The 16,892-nt window shown below is 33.9% G+C and carries 16 protein-coding genes; 8 read left to right on the forward strand and 8 right to left on the reverse strand.

Annotated elements, in window-relative coordinates; translation table 11 throughout:
• Positions 1–96: 96 nt before the first annotated feature.
• Positions 97–735 (reverse strand): peroxiredoxin, encoded by a 639-nt coding sequence (locus tag EV145_RS08460; protein ID WP_133524778.1) that lies wholly within the window; start codon positions 733–735, stop codon positions 97–99.
• A 111-nt stretch (positions 736–846) separates the two neighbouring features.
• Positions 847–1,758 carry an AEC family transporter gene (locus tag EV145_RS08465; RefSeq protein ID WP_133524779.1) on the reverse strand — a complete coding sequence of 304 codons (912 nt, stop codon included), beginning with the start codon at positions 1,756–1,758 and terminating at the stop codon, positions 847–849.
• A gap of 241 nt (positions 1,759–1,999) precedes the next feature.
• Here EV145_RS08465 and EV145_RS08470 point away from each other — a divergent pair, with 241 nt between their 5' ends.
• The 3 genes from EV145_RS08470 to meaB all read left to right on the forward strand — a co-directional run bounded on the left by EV145_RS08470 (position 2,000) and on the right by meaB (position 4,464).
• Entirely contained in the window at positions 2,000–2,407 is a 408-nt protein-coding gene (locus EV145_RS08470) for an RrF2 family transcriptional regulator (RefSeq protein WP_133524780.1), read from the forward strand.
• A gap of 57 nt (positions 2,408–2,464) precedes the next feature.
• Entirely contained in the window at positions 2,465–3,106 is a 642-nt protein-coding gene (locus EV145_RS08475) for an NAD(P)-dependent oxidoreductase (RefSeq protein WP_133524781.1), read from the forward strand.
• 263 nt (positions 3,107–3,369) lie between these two features.
• Positions 3,370–4,464, forward strand: coding sequence for a methylmalonyl Co-A mutase-associated GTPase MeaB (meaB, locus tag EV145_RS08480; RefSeq protein WP_133524782.1), 1,095 nt, complete (start codon positions 3,370–3,372; stop codon positions 4,462–4,464).
• A 142-nt stretch (positions 4,465–4,606) separates the two neighbouring features.
• Here the strand turns inward: meaB and EV145_RS08485 are convergent, their stop codons facing one another.
• The 3 genes from EV145_RS08485 to EV145_RS08495 form a co-directional block, all read right to left on the reverse strand.
• Positions 4,607–6,538, reverse strand: coding sequence for an LTA synthase family protein (locus EV145_RS08485; protein WP_133524783.1), 1,932 nt, complete (start codon positions 6,536–6,538; stop codon positions 4,607–4,609).
• A gap of 224 nt (positions 6,539–6,762) precedes the next feature.
• Complete coding sequence (locus EV145_RS08490; RefSeq protein WP_056196313.1) at positions 6,763–6,990, reverse strand: hypothetical protein; 228 nt, start codon at positions 6,988–6,990, stop codon at positions 6,763–6,765.
• 158 nt (positions 6,991–7,148) lie between these two features.
• Positions 7,149–8,534, reverse strand: a complete 1,386-nt coding sequence (locus EV145_RS08495) for an MATE family efflux transporter (RefSeq protein ID WP_133524784.1) — start codon at positions 8,532–8,534, stop codon at positions 7,149–7,151.
• A gap of 190 nt (positions 8,535–8,724) precedes the next feature.
• On the opposite strand from EV145_RS08495, the gene EV145_RS08500 reads away from it, so the two are divergent.
• A complete protein-coding gene (locus tag EV145_RS08500; protein WP_133524785.1) occupies positions 8,725–9,243 on the forward strand; it encodes a hypothetical protein in 519 nt (172 codons plus the stop codon).
• A 244-nt stretch (positions 9,244–9,487) separates the two neighbouring features.
• Here the strand turns inward: EV145_RS08500 and EV145_RS08505 are convergent, their stop codons facing one another.
• The 3 genes from EV145_RS08505 to EV145_RS08515 form a co-directional block, all read right to left on the reverse strand.
• On the reverse strand, positions 9,488–11,272 hold the full coding sequence (locus EV145_RS08505; RefSeq protein WP_133524786.1) for a cytochrome-c peroxidase: 1,785 nt from the start codon (positions 11,270–11,272) through the stop codon (positions 9,488–9,490).
• Between the two features lie 93 nt (positions 11,273–11,365).
• The gene (locus EV145_RS08510) at positions 11,366–12,817 is read right to left on the reverse strand and encodes a hypothetical protein (protein WP_133524787.1); all 1,452 of its coding nucleotides are present in this window, start codon (positions 12,815–12,817) and stop codon (positions 11,366–11,368) included.
• 191 nt (positions 12,818–13,008) lie between these two features.
• Positions 13,009–13,890, reverse strand: a complete 882-nt coding sequence (locus EV145_RS08515) for a PPK2 family polyphosphate kinase (RefSeq protein WP_133524788.1) — start codon at positions 13,888–13,890, stop codon at positions 13,009–13,011.
• Positions 13,891–14,135: 245 nt separating this feature from the next.
• Between EV145_RS08515 and EV145_RS08520 the strand changes: the two genes are divergently transcribed.
• From EV145_RS08520 to EV145_RS08535, 4 genes are all read left to right on the forward strand, one after another.
• Entirely contained in the window at positions 14,136–14,609 is a 474-nt protein-coding gene (locus EV145_RS08520) for a hypothetical protein (RefSeq protein WP_133524789.1), read from the forward strand.
• Between the two features lie 16 nt (positions 14,610–14,625).
• Entirely contained in the window at positions 14,626–15,462 is an 837-nt protein-coding gene (locus tag EV145_RS08525; protein WP_133524790.1) for a DUF6929 family protein, read from the forward strand.
• 83 nt (positions 15,463–15,545) lie between these two features.
• Entirely contained in the window at positions 15,546–16,223 is a 678-nt protein-coding gene (locus EV145_RS08530) for a CPBP family intramembrane glutamic endopeptidase (RefSeq protein ID WP_133524791.1), read from the forward strand.
• 167 nt (positions 16,224–16,390) lie between these two features.
• A complete protein-coding gene (locus EV145_RS08535; protein ID WP_133524792.1) occupies positions 16,391–16,891 on the forward strand; it encodes an RNA polymerase sigma factor in 501 nt (166 codons plus the stop codon).
• Position 16,892 lies beyond the last annotated feature (1 nt).

Consider the following 16,892-nt stretch of genomic DNA (forward strand, 5'->3'; position numbering starts at 1 on the left):
AAACAAAAAAAGGCGCTAAGCTTCTAAGTTATTAAGAGTATAACCCTCTACAATAAAAACTTAGAACCTTAGCGCCTTAGTATCTTAGAATCTCTCCTATTTATTTGGCTGAGGAGTCAATCTTAAATAAGGTTTAATTGGCGTATGTCCTTTTGGAAATTTTGCAGGAATATCACTATCTGGAATCGCTGGCGCAATTACCACATCTTCTCCATCTTTCCAGTTTGCCGGAGTGGCCACACTATAATTTGCAGTTAATTGCAAACTGTCAATTACACGAAGTAATTCGTCAAAATTTCTTCCTGTCGAAGCTGGATAAGTCAATGTTAATTTGATTTTTTTATCAGGTCCGATAACAAAAACCGAACGCACTGTAAATTTATCGCTTGCATTTGGGTGAAGCATATCGTATAAATTAGCTACTTTCTTATCTTCATCAGCAATAATTGGGAAATTAACCTCCGTATTTTGAGTTTCGTTAATGTCTTTAATCCACTCTTTATGTGATTCCAGACCGTCGACACTCAAAGCAATAACTTTCGTGTTTCTTTTAGAAAATTCCGGAACATAGTTCGCTACAGTTCCCAATTCGGTAGTACAAACGGGAGTAAAATCGGCTGGATGCGAAAATAAAACGCCCCATGAATCTCCTAAATATTCGTGAAAATTAATTGGTCCTTGCGTGGTTTCTGCATGAAAATCTGGAGCTATATCGCCTAATCTTAATGTTGACATAATTTATATTTTTTAGTTCCTCTAAAATTAACTAAAAAATACACTTAGAAAACACGTAAGAATTAAAAAAAAGTTAAAATTCTACATTCTCTATCTAGTTAGTATTTTATTTCAAATAAAACCAACTATAAAGTACCAAATAGCAAGGGTTATAAAAGAAATTGGTATCCCGAAACCAATCATCATACTGCTTAATTTTGGTTTTAAACCATAAGTCGAAGCTAGAATCGCACCCGTAATCATAGGAGCCATGGCAATTTCTATAATCGTAATTTTTATCGCCTCAGAATGCTGGTTAAAAATAAAAACGTACAAAATGAAAATGATAAGCGGCGTTACGATAAGCCGAAATAAAAGTCCGAGCTGCAAGAATTTCCAATGCTTGCTTTTTCGATCAAATGTCAATTGCAATCCCACTGAAAATAAAGCTAAAGGCGTAACCAAGCTTCCTAACTTCAATAACAAAGATTGAATATTTACATCTAGATCGTAATTCGAAACATTCATTAAGCACGAAACAACAAAGGTGATGAAGGGAGGAAAGAAAATTATCTTTTTTGCAATACTTTTAAAATCTGGATTTCCTTTTGAATAAAAAGCGGCAACAAAAACGCCTAAGGTCGAAACCACAACGAAAGTTCCAGGCTGATCAACCAAAACAGCAGTTTCTAAACCTTTTTTTCCAAATAAAGCTTCTACAATTGGGTAACCTAGAAATGAAGAATTACTTAAGCCGGCCGTCAAAACCAAACAACCAATCAGCTTATTTGACCAGCCTAATCTTCGCCCTAAAAAATGAAAAAATACAAAAGCAAGGAAAAAACTAATCCAGCCCGCTCCTATTGGAAACAGCAATTCGTTGCTCCATTTTATCTTCGGAATATGATATAAAGTTATCGCAGGAAGACATATATAAATAACAATTTTATTGATTGTTTTATAAATATTAGTCGGAAATCGCTTTACATGCTGCAAAAGCAATCCCAAAAACAAAAAGAAAAATATTATAATAAAGTTGTTCATGTTTTTTAGTCCTTATTGATTAGTCCTTAGCTCTTAGTTTTCTAATGGCTAGTATTTAGTGATTTCACGCAAAGATATATTCATTTAGTTCTGGAAAAAAATCCGTAACAAATTACTTATTCTACAAAAGCTAACTCCAGAAACTAATCACTAAGGACTAATCACTATGTATTAAAAAAAACCTAAAATTGCTCCATCATATAAAAAAAGTCATTATATTTGTAATATATTTTATTACAGTATGCTTTCAGGTAAATTTGCCATAACGATTCACATTCTTACTTTGCTCAATAAATTCCCAAATGATTATTTGTCATCGGAGTATATTGCGGGAAGCATTAATTTAAATCCCGTTTTGGTTCGAAAAGAAATTGCAAACCTAAAAGCGCATCATATTGTAGAAAGTAAAGAAGGAAAAAATGGCGGAACAAAACTGGCAGTAGATTCTTCTAAATTGACATTAAAAGAGATTTTTGAAATGACTTTTGAAACTATTAATTTGGGTTATGCTAAAAATCAGCCGAATCCAGATTGTCCGGTAGGGAAAAAAATAAATCAAAATCTAGATGCTTTGTATAGCGAAATGAATCAAAAAGTAAGTGCACAATTGGAAGCAATATCTTTAGAAGATTTTTCGAACAAATTTTAAAACTATTTTTTTGCACAAAACTGTAACATTTTTTATTACTAAATAAATTACTATATTATGAAAATCGCAATTATTGGAGCTACAGGCTTCGTTGGAACAGCAATTTTAAACGAATTAGCAGACAGAAAACATGATATTACGGCAATTGCCAGAAATCCAAAAGATACTGCTGGCATTAACTGGAAAAGCGCTGATATTTTTAATTTTAACGAATTGGCAGAAATTTTAAAAGGAAATGACACTGTTATCAATGCGTATAATTCTGGATGGACAAACCCTAATATTTATGATGATTTTATTGCCGGATCAAAAGCAATTCAAGAAGCCGTAAAAAAATCGGGCGTAAAACGTTTTATTACAATCGGTGGCGCAGGAAGTTTATTTGTCGCTCCAGGTTTACAGGCAGTTGATACTCCAGATTTTCCAAAAGAATATTACGCCGGCGCGACTGCAGCAAGAGATTATTTAAATATTTTAAAAGAAGAAAAAGAATTAGACTGGGCATTTTTTAGTCCGGCTTTTGAAATGCATCAGGGAATTACAACAGGAAGAACTGGAAAATACCGTTTAGGCTTAGAGAATCCTGTGTTTAACGACGAGCAAAGAAGTATTTTATCTGTAGAAGATCTAGCGGTTGTTATTGCTGATGAAGTAGGAAATCCAAAACACCATCAAGTTCGATTTACAGCTGCTTACTAATTTTTTTTGCCACGAATTACACTAATTTTCGCTAATTATTTTTTTAATTAGTTCTCGATGTCATCCTGAGCGAAGTCGAAGGACACGCAAGCAGCTCGACAAAGATTGTCAATTTTGATTGCGGAGTTTCTATCGTGCCCTTCGACTTCGCTCAGGGAGACAAAAATACGGCAGGAAATTCGTGTAATTCGTGTAATTCGTGGCAAACTAACTTTTTGAAACTGTTTTTGTTTTCAGTACTTTTACATTACTAAAACAGTATTTTGTCAAATTTAAAGAAACAGTCGAGCAGTTTAACTGAAAAAGCTGGAATTTCATCTCCTGAAATCACCAATGTTTCGGCTATAAATGACATTAAAAACAAACGCAGACAACAGCCTTCTGCCAGCGAATTAATCTCCGGAATTCTTTCGGGGAACAGAACTTCATTAAGCCGTGCCATTACGCTTATTGAAAGCACAAATCCTGAGCATACTGCAAAAGCAGACGAAATTATAAAAGGTTGTTTACCTCACGCAAATAAATCTATCCGAATAGGAATTACTGGAGTTCCCGGAGTTGGAAAAAGTACTTTTATTGAAGCTTTTGGAACTTATTTAACGCAATTAGGAAAAAAAGTGGCTGTTCTGGCTGTTGATCCCAGCAGTTCTATTTCGCATGGAAGTATTTTAGGCGATAAAACTCGAATGGAAGAATTAGTAAAAGATGAGAATGCTTTTATTAGGCCAAGTGCTTCTGGAGAAACTTTAGGAGGCGTTGCCCGCAAAACCCGTGAATCAATCATTTTGTGCGAAGCTGCAGGTTTTGATACGATAATTATAGAAACTGTTGGTGTTGGCCAAAGTGAAACTGCAGTTCACAGTATGGTTGACTTTTTTCTTCTATTAAAAATTTCAGGCGCCGGCGACGAACTTCAAGGCATCAAACGCGGTATTATGGAAATGGCGGATGCGATTGTAATCAATAAAGCCGACGGAGACAATATTAAAAAAGCGAATCAGGCGAAATTGGAATTCAACAGGGCTTTGCATTTGTTCCCTCAAAAAAAATCAAACTGGCAACCAAAAGTGACAACTTGCAGTGCCATTACTAAAAATGGAATTTCAGCTATCTGGAACACAATTTCTGAGTATTTTGAAATGACTAAAGAAACGGGTTTCTTTCAAGAAAAACGACATGAACAAAATCATTTCTGGATGATGGAAACTATCAATGAACAATTGAAATCAAACTTCTTCAATAAGCCTGAAATTATTTCGCTTTTAGAACAAAACAAAAAAGCAGTGCAAAATGATGAAATTTCACCTTTTGCAGCTGCTTCTGAGTTATTGAGATTTTATTTTGATAAAAGTCGCTAAGATACTAAGGTTCTAAGATTTTTCCTCACTATTATCACTTTGAGCGAAGTCGAGAAACCGCAAAGCATTTCGACTTCGCTCAATGTGACAACGTTGGACAAGTACTTAAATTAAAAACTTAAAACCTTAGCATCTTAGAATCTTAGCGTCTTAGTTTATACTTGTTTTCTCTGTATAAATTTCCAGCTGTAATTACATGTGCCAAAGCATCTTTTGCTAATTCTTCGTTTAATTTTACCGGAATTAAAGTTGTATCGTTTTTGATTTCAAATTGCAAAGGTTTCAAATTCGGCTGCATAATTACAACTTGGTTTTCAACTCTAAAAGCATTGATATCATTAAACTGCATAATAGATCTTCCTTGCACTTTTGGATCTAATTTGTTTAGATTTCTGCCGACCATTGGCGTTTCAAACGGAATCCCTAAATAACTTAATAACGTTGGCGGAATATCAATTTGACTTGCTAATCGATCGTAAACGGCTCCTTTTGAAACTCCTGGCCCCATAATGAATGCCGGAATATGGAATTTATTTATTGGCACTAAATTTTTCCCGTATGTTCTGGTATTGTGATCTGCTATTACAATGAAAATGGTATTCTTGAAGTACGCTTCTTTTTTAGCCATTTCAAAGAATTTTCCAATTGAGAAATCGGCATATTTCATAGCGTTGTTTACCGTTGCCGGCTTTTTATCGTACGGTTTTATTCTTCCTTCCGGATATTCAAATGGTTCGTGGTTTGAAGTTGAGAACATCAAAGAGAAAAAGGGTTTGTTGCCTTTTGATTTGAAATAATTATTGGCTTTTGTCACCAAATCTTCATCAGAATAACCCCAAGTTCCCTTGAAAGCATATTTGTTTCCGTCTGATTCAAAATCGGTTTGATCTACAATATCTGTAAAACCATTACCGTTGAAAAATGAAGCCATATTGTCAAAATTGGCCATTCCGCCATAAATGAAACTGGTATCGTAACCTTTATGTTTTAAAGCATCGGCAAGTGTAAAAAAACCTTGTTGTGAATTTCCTAACTTTACTACACTTTCTGAAGGTGAAGGCAAAAATCCGGTTACAACAGCTTCAATTCCGCGAACACTTCTGGTTCCTGTACAATATAAATTGGTAAACAATAAACCTTCTTTTGATAATTTATCAAATTCTGGAGTTAGTGGTTTTCCGCCCAAAATTCCAACATATTCAGCTCCTAAACTTTCCTGTAAAAAGATAACCAAATTATATGGCTTTTTCAGAACAGAATCAGGTTGCTGCACATGAAGAAACGGAATTTCAGCATCGGTAAAATCATTTGGGCCAGCGATCATGTATTTTTTTACACGCGCAATAGCTTCAGCTTCCTCCATTTTACCGTACATTTTGGTGTTTCCTTCGTTCTTAATTGAATAAGCGGCAAAAGCAACAGTGTAAAAAGAATTCAACCCTAAAGTATTGGTTAATTGATCTGTTGAAAAAACAGCATTACTAGCATTAATAGGGCGCTTAGAAGTAAGACTTGAACGCGCTCCAAAAAACAATAAAAAAGCAACCAATGGAAAAACCATTAATTTAAATTTATATTCGGCACTTGTCGTATGGAAGTATTTTTTACCTTTTTTAAAGGCAAAATAAATCACAAGACCAAGAATTAAAAAAGTCACAATGATTGAAGTCAAGTAACTTTTTAAAAGCATTCCAACAACTTCTTTTGGATAAATAAGATAATCTAAGAAAATTTTATTGGGGCGTGTATCATATTGTTTTACAAAATCTGGTGAAGCCAATTCTACAAAAAGAATTAGAAACAGAAATAAGAAACTGTAAACAACTAAAAATTTATTAGTGAACTTCAACCATTTATTTGGCAGAAAAGTAATTAAAACAGCCGGCAGAAATGATAAATAACAAAGTAAAATCAAATCCATTCGCAAACCGATTGGGAAAATATACCAGAAATCTGGGGTTTGCTCTACTCTTTCTTTAAAAAGGAAAAATAAAAAAATTCGGCTTAAGGTAGTAATCAGTAATCCGATTAATATAAAATTGAAAATAGGTTTTAAAAAACTTAATTTTTTCATTAGATGATTTGCATTTTTTTTGGTTGCAACATTGGATACGTAAAATCACAAAGTTTATTTAATCTCGTAAAGTCGCGAAATCGCAAAGCTTTTTTGTTCTACGTCTTTGAAATAAAATTTTGCGACTCTGCGACTTTACGATCAATTTTCGGTGTCAAATAAAAAGACTTTAAAATCTTATGCACATAATAGACACACTGTTATGCGCCATTACACGTGTGTCCTTATTCTTCGTAACGGTTTATCTCTCTGTCGTAAAACTCATTTGCTTTCTCGATCAAGCCTTCCATTTCGGCATTTAATTCGGCCTCATCAAGATCTTCGGCTTCTTCTAAAAATTCAACCTCATCATCTTTTAAATTGATAATAAATCGCGGATAATCAAGGTGAACGATGAAAATATCATCTGGAAAATCAGTATTGTCTCCAAGTAAAAATTTAGGTAATTCCATTTTATATAAGTTTATTTTAGATTTTACAATTGCCTGCTGCGCAGACTAGTTTTTTTGACACAAGTTCCACAGATTAAATGGATTTTATTTAAAAAGTTCAACACTTAATCAGTATTAATCTATGGAATCTGTGGAAAATATAATTTTACGTTTCAAATTTAGTTATTTGAATCTGAATTAGTGATTAATCTCTTTGTTAAGTAATGAAAACGAATGTACAGAAAAATAGCTGCAGCTGTTAAACCGGCTAAAAGTCCGATCCAAACTCCTTGCGCTTTCAATTCTGTATGTTCTCCCAGATAATACGAAATTGGAAAACCAATAACCCAATAAGCTACAAAAGTGATATACATAGGGATTTTTACATCCTGTAAACCGCGCAATGCACCTAAAACCACAACCTGAATTCCGTCAGAAATTTGAAAAACCGCAGCAATTAAAAGTAATTTTGATGCAATACTGATTACTTCGTTATTATCCAGAACCTGTCCTGTATTTTCCATATTTAAAAAGATGAAAGGCAAATATTGATGGAAAGTGATAAACAAAATTGCAAAAACAGTTTCGAGTATCACCGCAAGCAAGAAAATAGATCTTGCCACAACTACGAGTTTTTTATAATCCATTAAACCCCTTTGGTTACTAACTCTGATCATCGAAGTTACGCTTAATCCCATTGCAAACATAAAAGTCATCGATGCCAGACTCAGCGCGATTTGATTTGCTGCCTGGCTAGTTTTTCCAATATTGCCACAAAGCCAGATTGACGCCGTAAACAATACCACTTCAAAAAGCATTTGCATAGCAGATGGAAACCCAATACTTATTATTTTTTTTATGGTTGTTTTTTTTATTTCGCTAAAGCTGAAATCTTTGAAAAATCGTTTCAAATCATTTCGTCTTGAAAGCATAATATGCATAAACATTACGAGAAATATTCTTGAAATTACAGTTCCAAGTGCCGCACCGATAATTCCCATTTTAGGAAAAATCCAAATTCCGTAAATCAACATATAATTTATTCCAACGTGCAGCACATTTGCCATAATCATGGCGTACATCGAATATTTGGTAAGCGATAATCCATCGGCAAATTGTTTATAGCCTTGGTAAACAATCAATGGAATCAATGAAAAAGCAACCCAGTCTAAATAGGGTTTTGCCAATGTAATTACATCCGCAGGCTGATCCAGCATTTCCATTATTGGCTTTGCCAAAACAATTATACCAAAAAGAAACAATCCTAAAATCGTACATAAAAATAATCCGTGATGAAATGCAGAACGAATTTTGACATCATTTTTCTCAGCATCTCCTTCGGCAACAATTGGCGTGATGGCAGTTGAGAAGCCAATTCCTAAAGACATCGCAATAAAAATCATGCTGTTTCCCAATGAAACTGCAGCCAATTCGGTACTTCCTAATTTTCCAACCATAATATTGTCGACAATACCAATTAAAGTATGCCCAACCATTCCTAAAATTACAGGATATGCCAGTTTTAAATTATACGAAAACTCCTTGGTGTACTGCTTTAAATTCACTTCTATTTTTATTTAGTCGGCAAAGATAATCAGAAGGGATGAATTCTGTCCTATCAATAAAAATATATCCCCTTTTTAAGGCAAAATTAAGTGTACCCTAATATTATGTAACGATTTTTAAAAATTATATAACAAGCCCAAAAGTCCTTCATTATACTTTTACATTATTAATAATTCAAATATATAAGCCATGAAAAAATTAAAGTTTATATGCCTAGCTGCATTCGCTTTTTTATACGCTAACACAACTTTTGCACAAGACAACGCAGCAACAAATTACGATCAAGGTTTTAGATTAGGTTTTGGTTTAAACGGAGGAATCCCGACCGATAATGACTATGACTGGTCACTTGGAGGCGATGTTCGCTTACAGTACGATTTGTCAAAAAGAACTTCAATAACCTTAACAACGGGTTTCACCAACTTGTTTATGGGCAAAGATGATCTTGGAAATGACATCAAAGATCTTGGATTTATTCCGGCTAAAGCTGGTTTTAAAGCCTTCGTTTGGGAAGACCAATTTTATGTTTTAGGTGAAGTAGGTGCGGGTTTTGCAGTAACAAATGGTTATGACAAAACTACTTTTTTGTGGGCACCAGGAATTGGATACGCTAATAAATATATCGATTTGAGCGTACGTTACGAAGATTATCACGATTTCAAAACCAATCAGGTAGCATTACGTGTTGCGTATGGTTTTGACTTATAAAAATTAAGGTTTAATTTATTTTTTGTTTTTGGTATGAACCCGGCAGATTGCACAGTCTGCCGGGTTTGGTGTTTTATATCATCAGCTTTGGGCAAAAATTAACCGCAAAGAACGCAAGTCATAAAATTTAGAAAGTCAAAAAGTTCGCAAAGCGATATATGAAAACAAAACTCTTCACTCTTCACTCTTTACTCTTCACTCTTCACTATTCACTATTCACTATTCACTATTCACTATTCACTCTTTACTCTTCACTCTTTACTAAATACCGCGTATCCGTCAAAGTCTTCATAAAATCAATTAATTGTTTTTTTTCTTTATCTGTTAAATTTAATTTGTCTTCAGGCAAAGTCTGATTAGGAACTTCTAAACCTAAACCGAGTCCGCCACCTTCATTATAAAAATCTATCACTTCTTCCAGCGTTTTATAAATACCATTATGCATATAAGGCGCAGTAAGTTCAATGTTTCGAATAGTGGGCGTTTTAAACGAATTTTTATGAATCGCTGCCTGAGTAATTACAAATTTGCCCAAATCGCCATCGAGTTTTTTATTTTTATTGGGAACACCTAAAATTTCACTTTCAGATCGGTCAAAATTTGGAGGAACAGTTCCATTTGTCAGCGGAATAAAATGACATGTAGCGCATTTAGCTTTTCCGGCAAATAAATTAAATCCTGCTTTTTCATCAGGAGTGAAAGCTGTTTTGTTTTGCATCACGCGATCAAATTTAGAATCATAATGACTCAACGAACGTATGTAAGAGCCTAAAGCGTTCTTAATTGCAAATTCGTTTATTTCTCCTTTCGGAAAAGCTTTTTTGAAAGACTGCACATAAACTTCATTTTTCTTGATTGCCAAAACTGATTTTTCCAGCGATCCATGCATTTCATTTTCATTTTTAATAACTGCCACGGCTTGATCTTCAAGATAACTGACTCTAGAGTCTGCAAAAAACACACGCTGAAAAGCAATATTTGCAAGCGTTGGTGTATTGCGCTGAATCATCGATTTTCCGTCTAACGAAACTGCTCTTTCTAATCCGTCTGTAAATGCTTTATCTGTATGATGACAGGACGCGCAGGAACGGGTATAGTTTCCAGATAAAATTGGATCGTTAAATAACTTTTTGCCGAGTGCAATTTTTTCTGGTGTTGTTTTATAATCCGGAAATCCCGAAAAGGCTTCGGCATCAAAAACATCTTTATCAAATAAAGTCTGAGCTGTAACTTTTAAACCACGCTGTTCTTTCATTAACGGAATCCCTAATGCTGACTGCGTTTTAAAAAGCCCTCTGCTTAACGGATTTAAAATTTCTTTTATAAAATAAGCACGGTCAAAAGCATTAAAATTAGTATTCGATTTTAAATATTTTTTTCCTTTTTCTAAAATCTGAAGTACTTGTTTTGAATCTTTGGAATTTAGATTTTCAATATAAACGCGATAATATTTTTCAATTGTTTCTAATGAAACCTTGGCTTCAGGAAGCGAATTAAAAACAACTGGCGAATCAAAACCTGTAATTCCCAAAGTTATAATTCGGTAAACTTCTAATCTCATGGCGTCAAAAACGTGAGCATCAGTTAATTCATTGGAACTTGAAACTTTTTCTAACCGAACTAAATTTGCCGATAAAACCCCTAATTCCTGAATTAATTCTTTTTTACTGGCTTTGCTGTATTTTGGAAAAACCAATTCCTCAATAACCTGGAATCCTTCTGGTGGTACTGTTACTTTATCATTTTCTTCAAACTCACTTATCGCAGGGCCATTAATCGATTTTGAAACGGCAGGCGAATAATACTCACTTATCATTTCGACCTTTTTGTAGCTTTGATGCGCTTCCAGAAACTGTCTCTGAATTTGTGCTTCAGTCGAATCTTCCTGCACAGAATATTTTAGTTTGGCTACTTTCTCAATTAACAAAGTAATATCTGCCTTGAATAATTCATTTATTTCTTGATGTTTGCTTTTTTGTCCGCAACTAGCAAACAGTACCAAGAACAGCAGACCATATATTTTTTTCATGATTTTATGACAATTAAAAAGAGGTATAATCATAAAAACAGAAACCACTATCTCAAAAATGAAATAGTGGATAACTGTTTTAAGAATTTAAATTTATCTCGCTAAACCTTTAATAACAACGATTTGACTTGCCTGCTGTTCGTTAGGACGATTTGTTCCGCCATCAACTCCTTTATATTTTGCGCCAGTCCAAGTGTGTGGCTGAACACTTAACATAAAAGTATCTGCAATTCCAACCTGATCAGAAACGTCGATCAAAGCGCCATATTCCCAATCTCCAAATTTTGAAATTCCGCCCACATTGTATTTTGCAGCATCAGCAGCAGTACGACGGTGATCTAATTCCACTACAACTTTTAAATCTTTTGTAGCAATGTTGTATTGATAAATATAAGCATCGTGTGTTTCGTCTCCGTATCCATTTGCGTCTTCCTGTACGTAAACGTAGTTTTTAGTCACACAAATATTATCTGGATTTTGAAATTTACCAGCAATGCCACTTCTGTTATCTCCGTCAAGAATAACTTCCAAAGTACCTTTTAACGGATCAGCAGCATCTAGATTTAATCTGTAAACTCGACCGTATTTCGTTCTTGAACCATCAGCATTTGTTCCTGTAGTTGCTTGTCCCGTTACGTTAAAATACAATTCTCTATCTGCATTGCTTCCTCCTTTTCTGTAATCCAAATCTTCAACACGTCCAAATTTAATTGCTTTTAAAGTATTTACTGCAGCATTAATTTGAGCACCTGTAAGCGTTGTGTGATTATCAATTTTTACAAAAGAAACTGGATACGTTTTGCTAACTTCCATATCTTTCTCTCTTTGATTGTCGTCATTTCTTTTCAGCATGTACAATGAACCATTAGCCAAATCGCCAACAGTATTTGATACATACATAAAAACTTGACCTCCATAAGTTCCAGAATCGTCATCGCCAATTACAACAACTGTTTTCCCTTTGTAGGCGCTAGAACGCAATGGCAAAGCATTTTCGGCACTTAAACGTCCAAAACCAGCCAATTCTTTTGAAACCGAAGCATTTCCTGCACTTGCATAAGGATCTAAAGCGTGTGTACGAGACTCTTCACCAGATTCTCCACAAGTCAAATAAACTGGTCCAAAACCATGTTCTGCCTGTGTCGCCATAGTTGCGCCGCACAATCTCCAAGTTCCTCCGCTTGAATTCAATAAATATTCACCTTTTGTAGGCTTGAAGGTTTTGTCTAAAGTAATTCTTGAAACCGCAAAATTATCTTCGTTGTTTACTAAAAATGTAAAAGTTCCATCGCTGTTTTTTAATAAACCAGAACCATCTGCCGAACCTCCAAAAACAAAACTTGGGCTGTCTGGAAAAACGTCATCGGAACCAAAAAGAGAATAAATTTTTAAATTTTCAAATCCTGCCTGCGCTTTCAATAAACTTGGCGTTACAGATTGGTCTTTCAATACAACACTTGTTGGTACAGTGTCATCTTTAGAATCGTTGTTACAAGAAGTAACCATCGAACCTAAAATAATTAAAGGTAGAATAATTCGTTTCATGAGCTAAAATGGTTTTTTATTTTTTTACAAAGTAAATCCCACCATTTTAACTGAAAATGATTTTGATATTATCAAAAAAACAAGACTTTTACCACAAGAAGGTTATATGATCAAAAAAATTAACAATAAATTAGTAATACAAAATACTCATAAACTTTCAGTAACATTCAAACAAAAAAAAGAGCCTTACTTTAAGACTCTTTTTTTAATTGCTTTTTATAAAGCTCAAAATTCGCTTTTATTTTTTCATCTAATTCCGGTTCCTTAATATCCGTATGCTTTTGCATTTCTTCCCAAATAATTTTGGCTACAATATAACGCGCCATTTCTTTATCATCGGCTGGAACAATGTACCACGGCGCATATTCTGTTGCTGTTTTATTGATCGCTTCTTCATAATACTTTTGATATTCATCCCAATGCTCGCGTTCTTTCAAATCGCCGGGCGAAAATTTCCAATTGTGTTTTCCTTCTTCCAAACGTCGCAACAATCGTTGTCTTTGCTCCTCTTTGCTCAAATGCAAATAGAATTTCATTACAATTGTTCCGTTTTCGGCAATATGTTTTTCGAAATTATTGATTTGTTGAATTCTTTTATCCCAGAATTTTGGCGTAATATCATCAACCGACTTGATATCGGGTAAATTTTCCGCCAAAATAAATTCCGGATGCACGCGCGTTACCAAAACATTCTCATAATGCGTTCTATTAAAAATCGCAAACTTTCCTTTTTCAGGCAACGCAACATAATGGCGCCATAAATAATCATGTTCTAATTCGCTCGAATTTGGCGTTTTAAAACTATGCACCACTACTCCACGCGGATTAAATTCTTTAAAAACCTCTCTAATCAAACTGTCTTTTCCCGAAGTATCCATTCCCTGAAGGCAAATTAAAACACCGTATTTATTGTGCGCATACATTACATCCTGCAAATCGCTCAGTTTCTGCTGTACCTTATCTAGTTTTTCTTCCTTTTCATCATCATCTGCATCAATATTTAATAAAGTAGGAATCTTGCTCAGTTTTATTTTATCTGTAACTTTAAAATCTTTCGGGTCTATTGATTTCATATTTTCAATTTTTGTAATATAAATATACTAATTTTACGAATCACGATAGCTATCGGGACTGCTCATTGCAATACTTTTTCAATAAATTGCTTTTTTCCAAAGCCATAACAAGAGCTTCAACTGGTCGCTTTGGTCTGTCAGGAAAAAATACAATTTTTTCTCAAAGTATCCATTGCTATCAGGGCTAGGTATTGTTTTTCAAAAGAACAATTCTGCCTCTAATTTTTAGAATTTATATTTAGACAATGAAAAAAAACTTTATAATACTTTTACTTTTATTAGGAATTCAAGGTTTTTGTCAAAATGAAACTGATTCTCTTGATGATCAAATTTATGTTGAGACTTTTGGAAAATGTTTCTCACAGGTCAAGCCACTTCTTGAAGTTAAAAATAGAGACAAATTAAATAAAATACCATTTTGCAGTTTATATCAATGCGTTCGTTACATACAGTATGTAGAATATGAAGAGAAAATCCAAAATGCAATTTTAAAAAGAGCTGTTGAAATCGCTGGATTACTTTATAAGAACGAAACACCAATATATTTAATAAGCGGAATGAATAGTTCGGATAAAGCACTGATAAAAAATGCAAACTTAAATGATGACAATAAATTAATGTATATAAGTGTCGCGGAATGCATTTCATCTAGCACCCTGGATAGAATTCAAGAAGCCGTAAATAATGAAACAACAAGACTTATAAAATCTAAAAAATAAAAACTTAACTTTTTTCATGGAAAAATTCACATTAGAAATATTATTTCAAATCATCGGAATCGGTTCTGCATCAGGATTGTTTTATAATAATGATGCGCTTTATGTTATTGGCGACAACAGCGGCTTTCTGTACGAATACAATATGCAGAATAAGCAATTAAATCAGCATCCTTTAATTGACACCCCAGCGCAAAACATTGCAAAAAATGTAAAACCTGATTTTGAATCTATTACGCATCATAATGACACGCTTTATGTTTTTGGTTCCGGCTCCACCGAAAACCGAAATAAAATGATTGAATTCGACCTTAAGTCAAAAAAGGTTTTACAAAAAAATAATTTAGTTGACATATATGGTTTAATGCAAAGTTTTGGCGAAATAAAACCAGAAGATTTCAATTTGGAAGGCGCTATTTTTGATGGCGAAAACTGGTATTTATTTAACCGCGGAAACGGCGTTTCAAACAAAAACACCATTTTTACGATTCATGCCAAAAGTCTCTCCGAAGAATTTGCTTTAATTGCTGTGAATTATAAACTGCCAAAAATAAAAGGCGTACGTTCCAGTTTTACCGATGCAGTTTTGGTAGAAGACAAAATCTATTTCCTTTCCACTGCCGAAGACACAAAATCAACTTATGACGATGGCGAAATCCTAGGAAGTTTCATTGGAAGAATAGATCTCAAAACCATGAAAATCGATTTTACTCAAAAAATAACCTCAACGAATAAATTTGAAGGTTTGACTTTCTATAAAAAAGAAAACAACAAAATCGAATTTTTGCTTTGCGAGGATAATGATACAGATCTTTTAGAAACTAAGATTTTTAAATTGACTTTGCCGATAAAATAATTTTTTAAACGCATTTTTTGTGAAAAGTTACAAATGCAAGCCAATAAAACTAGCCTAAAACCCTAAACCTACAACCAAAATAAATGCTCAACATTTCAAACTCCGCCAAGAAACCATCTTTAATTATCAGCATTATAGTTTCTGTGCTTCTTCCGGTTTTAGCTCTTTATTCTCACTTATTGTTCAAAAACCTAGGAATCAGTCGTGAAATTCAATTTTACATTTCGAGATTTGCAATTTGGGCTTCGCTTTTGTTGCTGTTATTATATGCTGCAAAAATAGAAAAACAGCCCTTTTTGCTTTGGAAAGAAACCGAATATTCCTTTACTGATTTTGCAATCGCATTATTCAAAACATTCGTAAAACTATTTGTCGCGGTTTATATTACCAGTCTTTTAATTATGTTATTTAAAGTAACCGCAGAAAGTGTGGTACTGGAAAAAGCTTTAGCTCTTTTTAAAAAGAGTTATTTACTGCTTTTTTTCACGTGCGTCACTGCAGGCATTACCGAAGAATTAATTTTTAGAGGCTATTTGTTGCCAAGACTAGAACTGCTTTTTAAAAACAAAATTCCGGCTATAATCATTTCCAGTGTTCTGTTTGGATTGCTTCATATTGGTTACGGAACATTGCTGAATGTGATTGGCCCAATTGTTATCGGACTTGTATTTGCGATTCAGTACAAGAAATACAGAAATATTAAAATCCTTATTATCTGTCATTTTTTATGGGATCTTTTACTTTTGACGGCAAAAACATAAAAAAGCGAACTAAAAATAAAACCCACAAAAACAGTCGTTTACAAAACATTTTAAATTATTTTTATATTTCTTTCATCTTCGTCCCAACCTTTTTATCTTTTTAGTTCTCTTTATAAATAAAGACCAACATTGTGATAAACGAAACGCTAATTTCTAACTGCAAAAAAATGAGCCGCGACGCCCAGCGTCAGGTTTATGAGCATATGGCTCCAAAATTGTATCGCGTCTGCAAACGATACCTTAAGAAAGAAGAAGAAATTGAAGAAGCTCTAGCCGACGCTTTCTACACTATTTTCACGAAACTGGACCAACTTAAAGAAGACAAAGCTTTTGAAGCCTGGTCCCGAAAAATTACGGTTAATCACTGTTTGGCAACCATCAAGAAAAACACCAATTTCAATATGTATCTTGATGATGTAAAAATGCTTTCACAGCCTTTTACAGATGAAATGAGCACACTGGAAGAAGAAGATCTACTCAATTTATTAAACCATATTCCGGATGGCTGTAAAACTGTTTTTAACCTTTTTGTTATTGAAGGTTTTGGACATAAGGAAATAGCGGCAATGCTGAACATCTCAGAAGGCACTTCGAAATCACAATTGAACGCCGCGAAAACCAAACTAAAAGATCTGGTTAACAAATTGTATTATCAAAAAGCAAAATAGT

It is taken from the genome of Flavobacterium sp. 245 (assembly GCF_004362055.1).
Lineage (GTDB): Bacteria > Bacteroidota > Bacteroidia > Flavobacteriales > Flavobacteriaceae > Flavobacterium.

What these genes read in the sequence shown, in the direction of transcription:
- EV145_RS08530 (WP_133524791.1), top strand. Translation starts at nt 15,546, where the DNA reads ATGCTCAACATTTCAAACTCCGCCAAGAAACCATCTTTAATTATCAGC.
- EV145_RS08465 (WP_133524779.1), bottom strand. Translation starts at nt 1,758, where the DNA reads ATGAACAACTTTATTATAATATTTTTCTTTTTGTTTTTGGGATTGCTT.
- EV145_RS08500 (WP_133524785.1), top strand. Translation starts at nt 8,725, where the DNA reads ATGAAAAAATTAAAGTTTATATGCCTAGCTGCATTCGCTTTTTTATAC.
- EV145_RS08485 (WP_133524783.1), bottom strand. Translation starts at nt 6,538, where the DNA reads ATGAAAAAATTAAGTTTTTTAAAACCTATTTTCAATTTTATATTAATC.
- EV145_RS08505 (WP_133524786.1), bottom strand. Translation starts at nt 11,272, where the DNA reads ATGAAAAAAATATATGGTCTGCTGTTCTTGGTACTGTTTGCTAGTTGC.
- EV145_RS08510 (WP_133524787.1), bottom strand. Translation starts at nt 12,817, where the DNA reads ATGAAACGAATTATTCTACCTTTAATTATTTTAGGTTCGATGGTTACT.
- EV145_RS08475 (WP_133524781.1), top strand. Translation starts at nt 2,465, where the DNA reads ATGAAAATCGCAATTATTGGAGCTACAGGCTTCGTTGGAACAGCAATT.
- EV145_RS08525 (WP_133524790.1), top strand. Translation starts at nt 14,626, where the DNA reads ATGGAAAAATTCACATTAGAAATATTATTTCAAATCATCGGAATCGGT.
- EV145_RS08535 (WP_133524792.1), top strand. Translation starts at nt 16,391, where the DNA reads ATGAGCCGCGACGCCCAGCGTCAGGTTTATGAGCATATGGCTCCAAAA.
- EV145_RS08515 (WP_133524788.1), bottom strand. Translation starts at nt 13,890, where the DNA reads ATGAAATCAATAGACCCGAAAGATTTTAAAGTTACAGATAAAATAAAA.
- EV145_RS08490 (WP_056196313.1), bottom strand. Translation starts at nt 6,990, where the DNA reads ATGGAATTACCTAAATTTTTACTTGGAGACAATACTGATTTTCCAGAT.
- EV145_RS08460 (WP_133524778.1), bottom strand. Translation starts at nt 735, where the DNA reads ATGTCAACATTAAGATTAGGCGATATAGCTCCAGATTTTCATGCAGAA.
- EV145_RS08520 (WP_133524789.1), top strand. Translation starts at nt 14,136, where the DNA reads ATGAAAAAAAACTTTATAATACTTTTACTTTTATTAGGAATTCAAGGT.
- EV145_RS08470 (WP_133524780.1), top strand. Translation starts at nt 2,000, where the DNA reads ATGCTTTCAGGTAAATTTGCCATAACGATTCACATTCTTACTTTGCTC.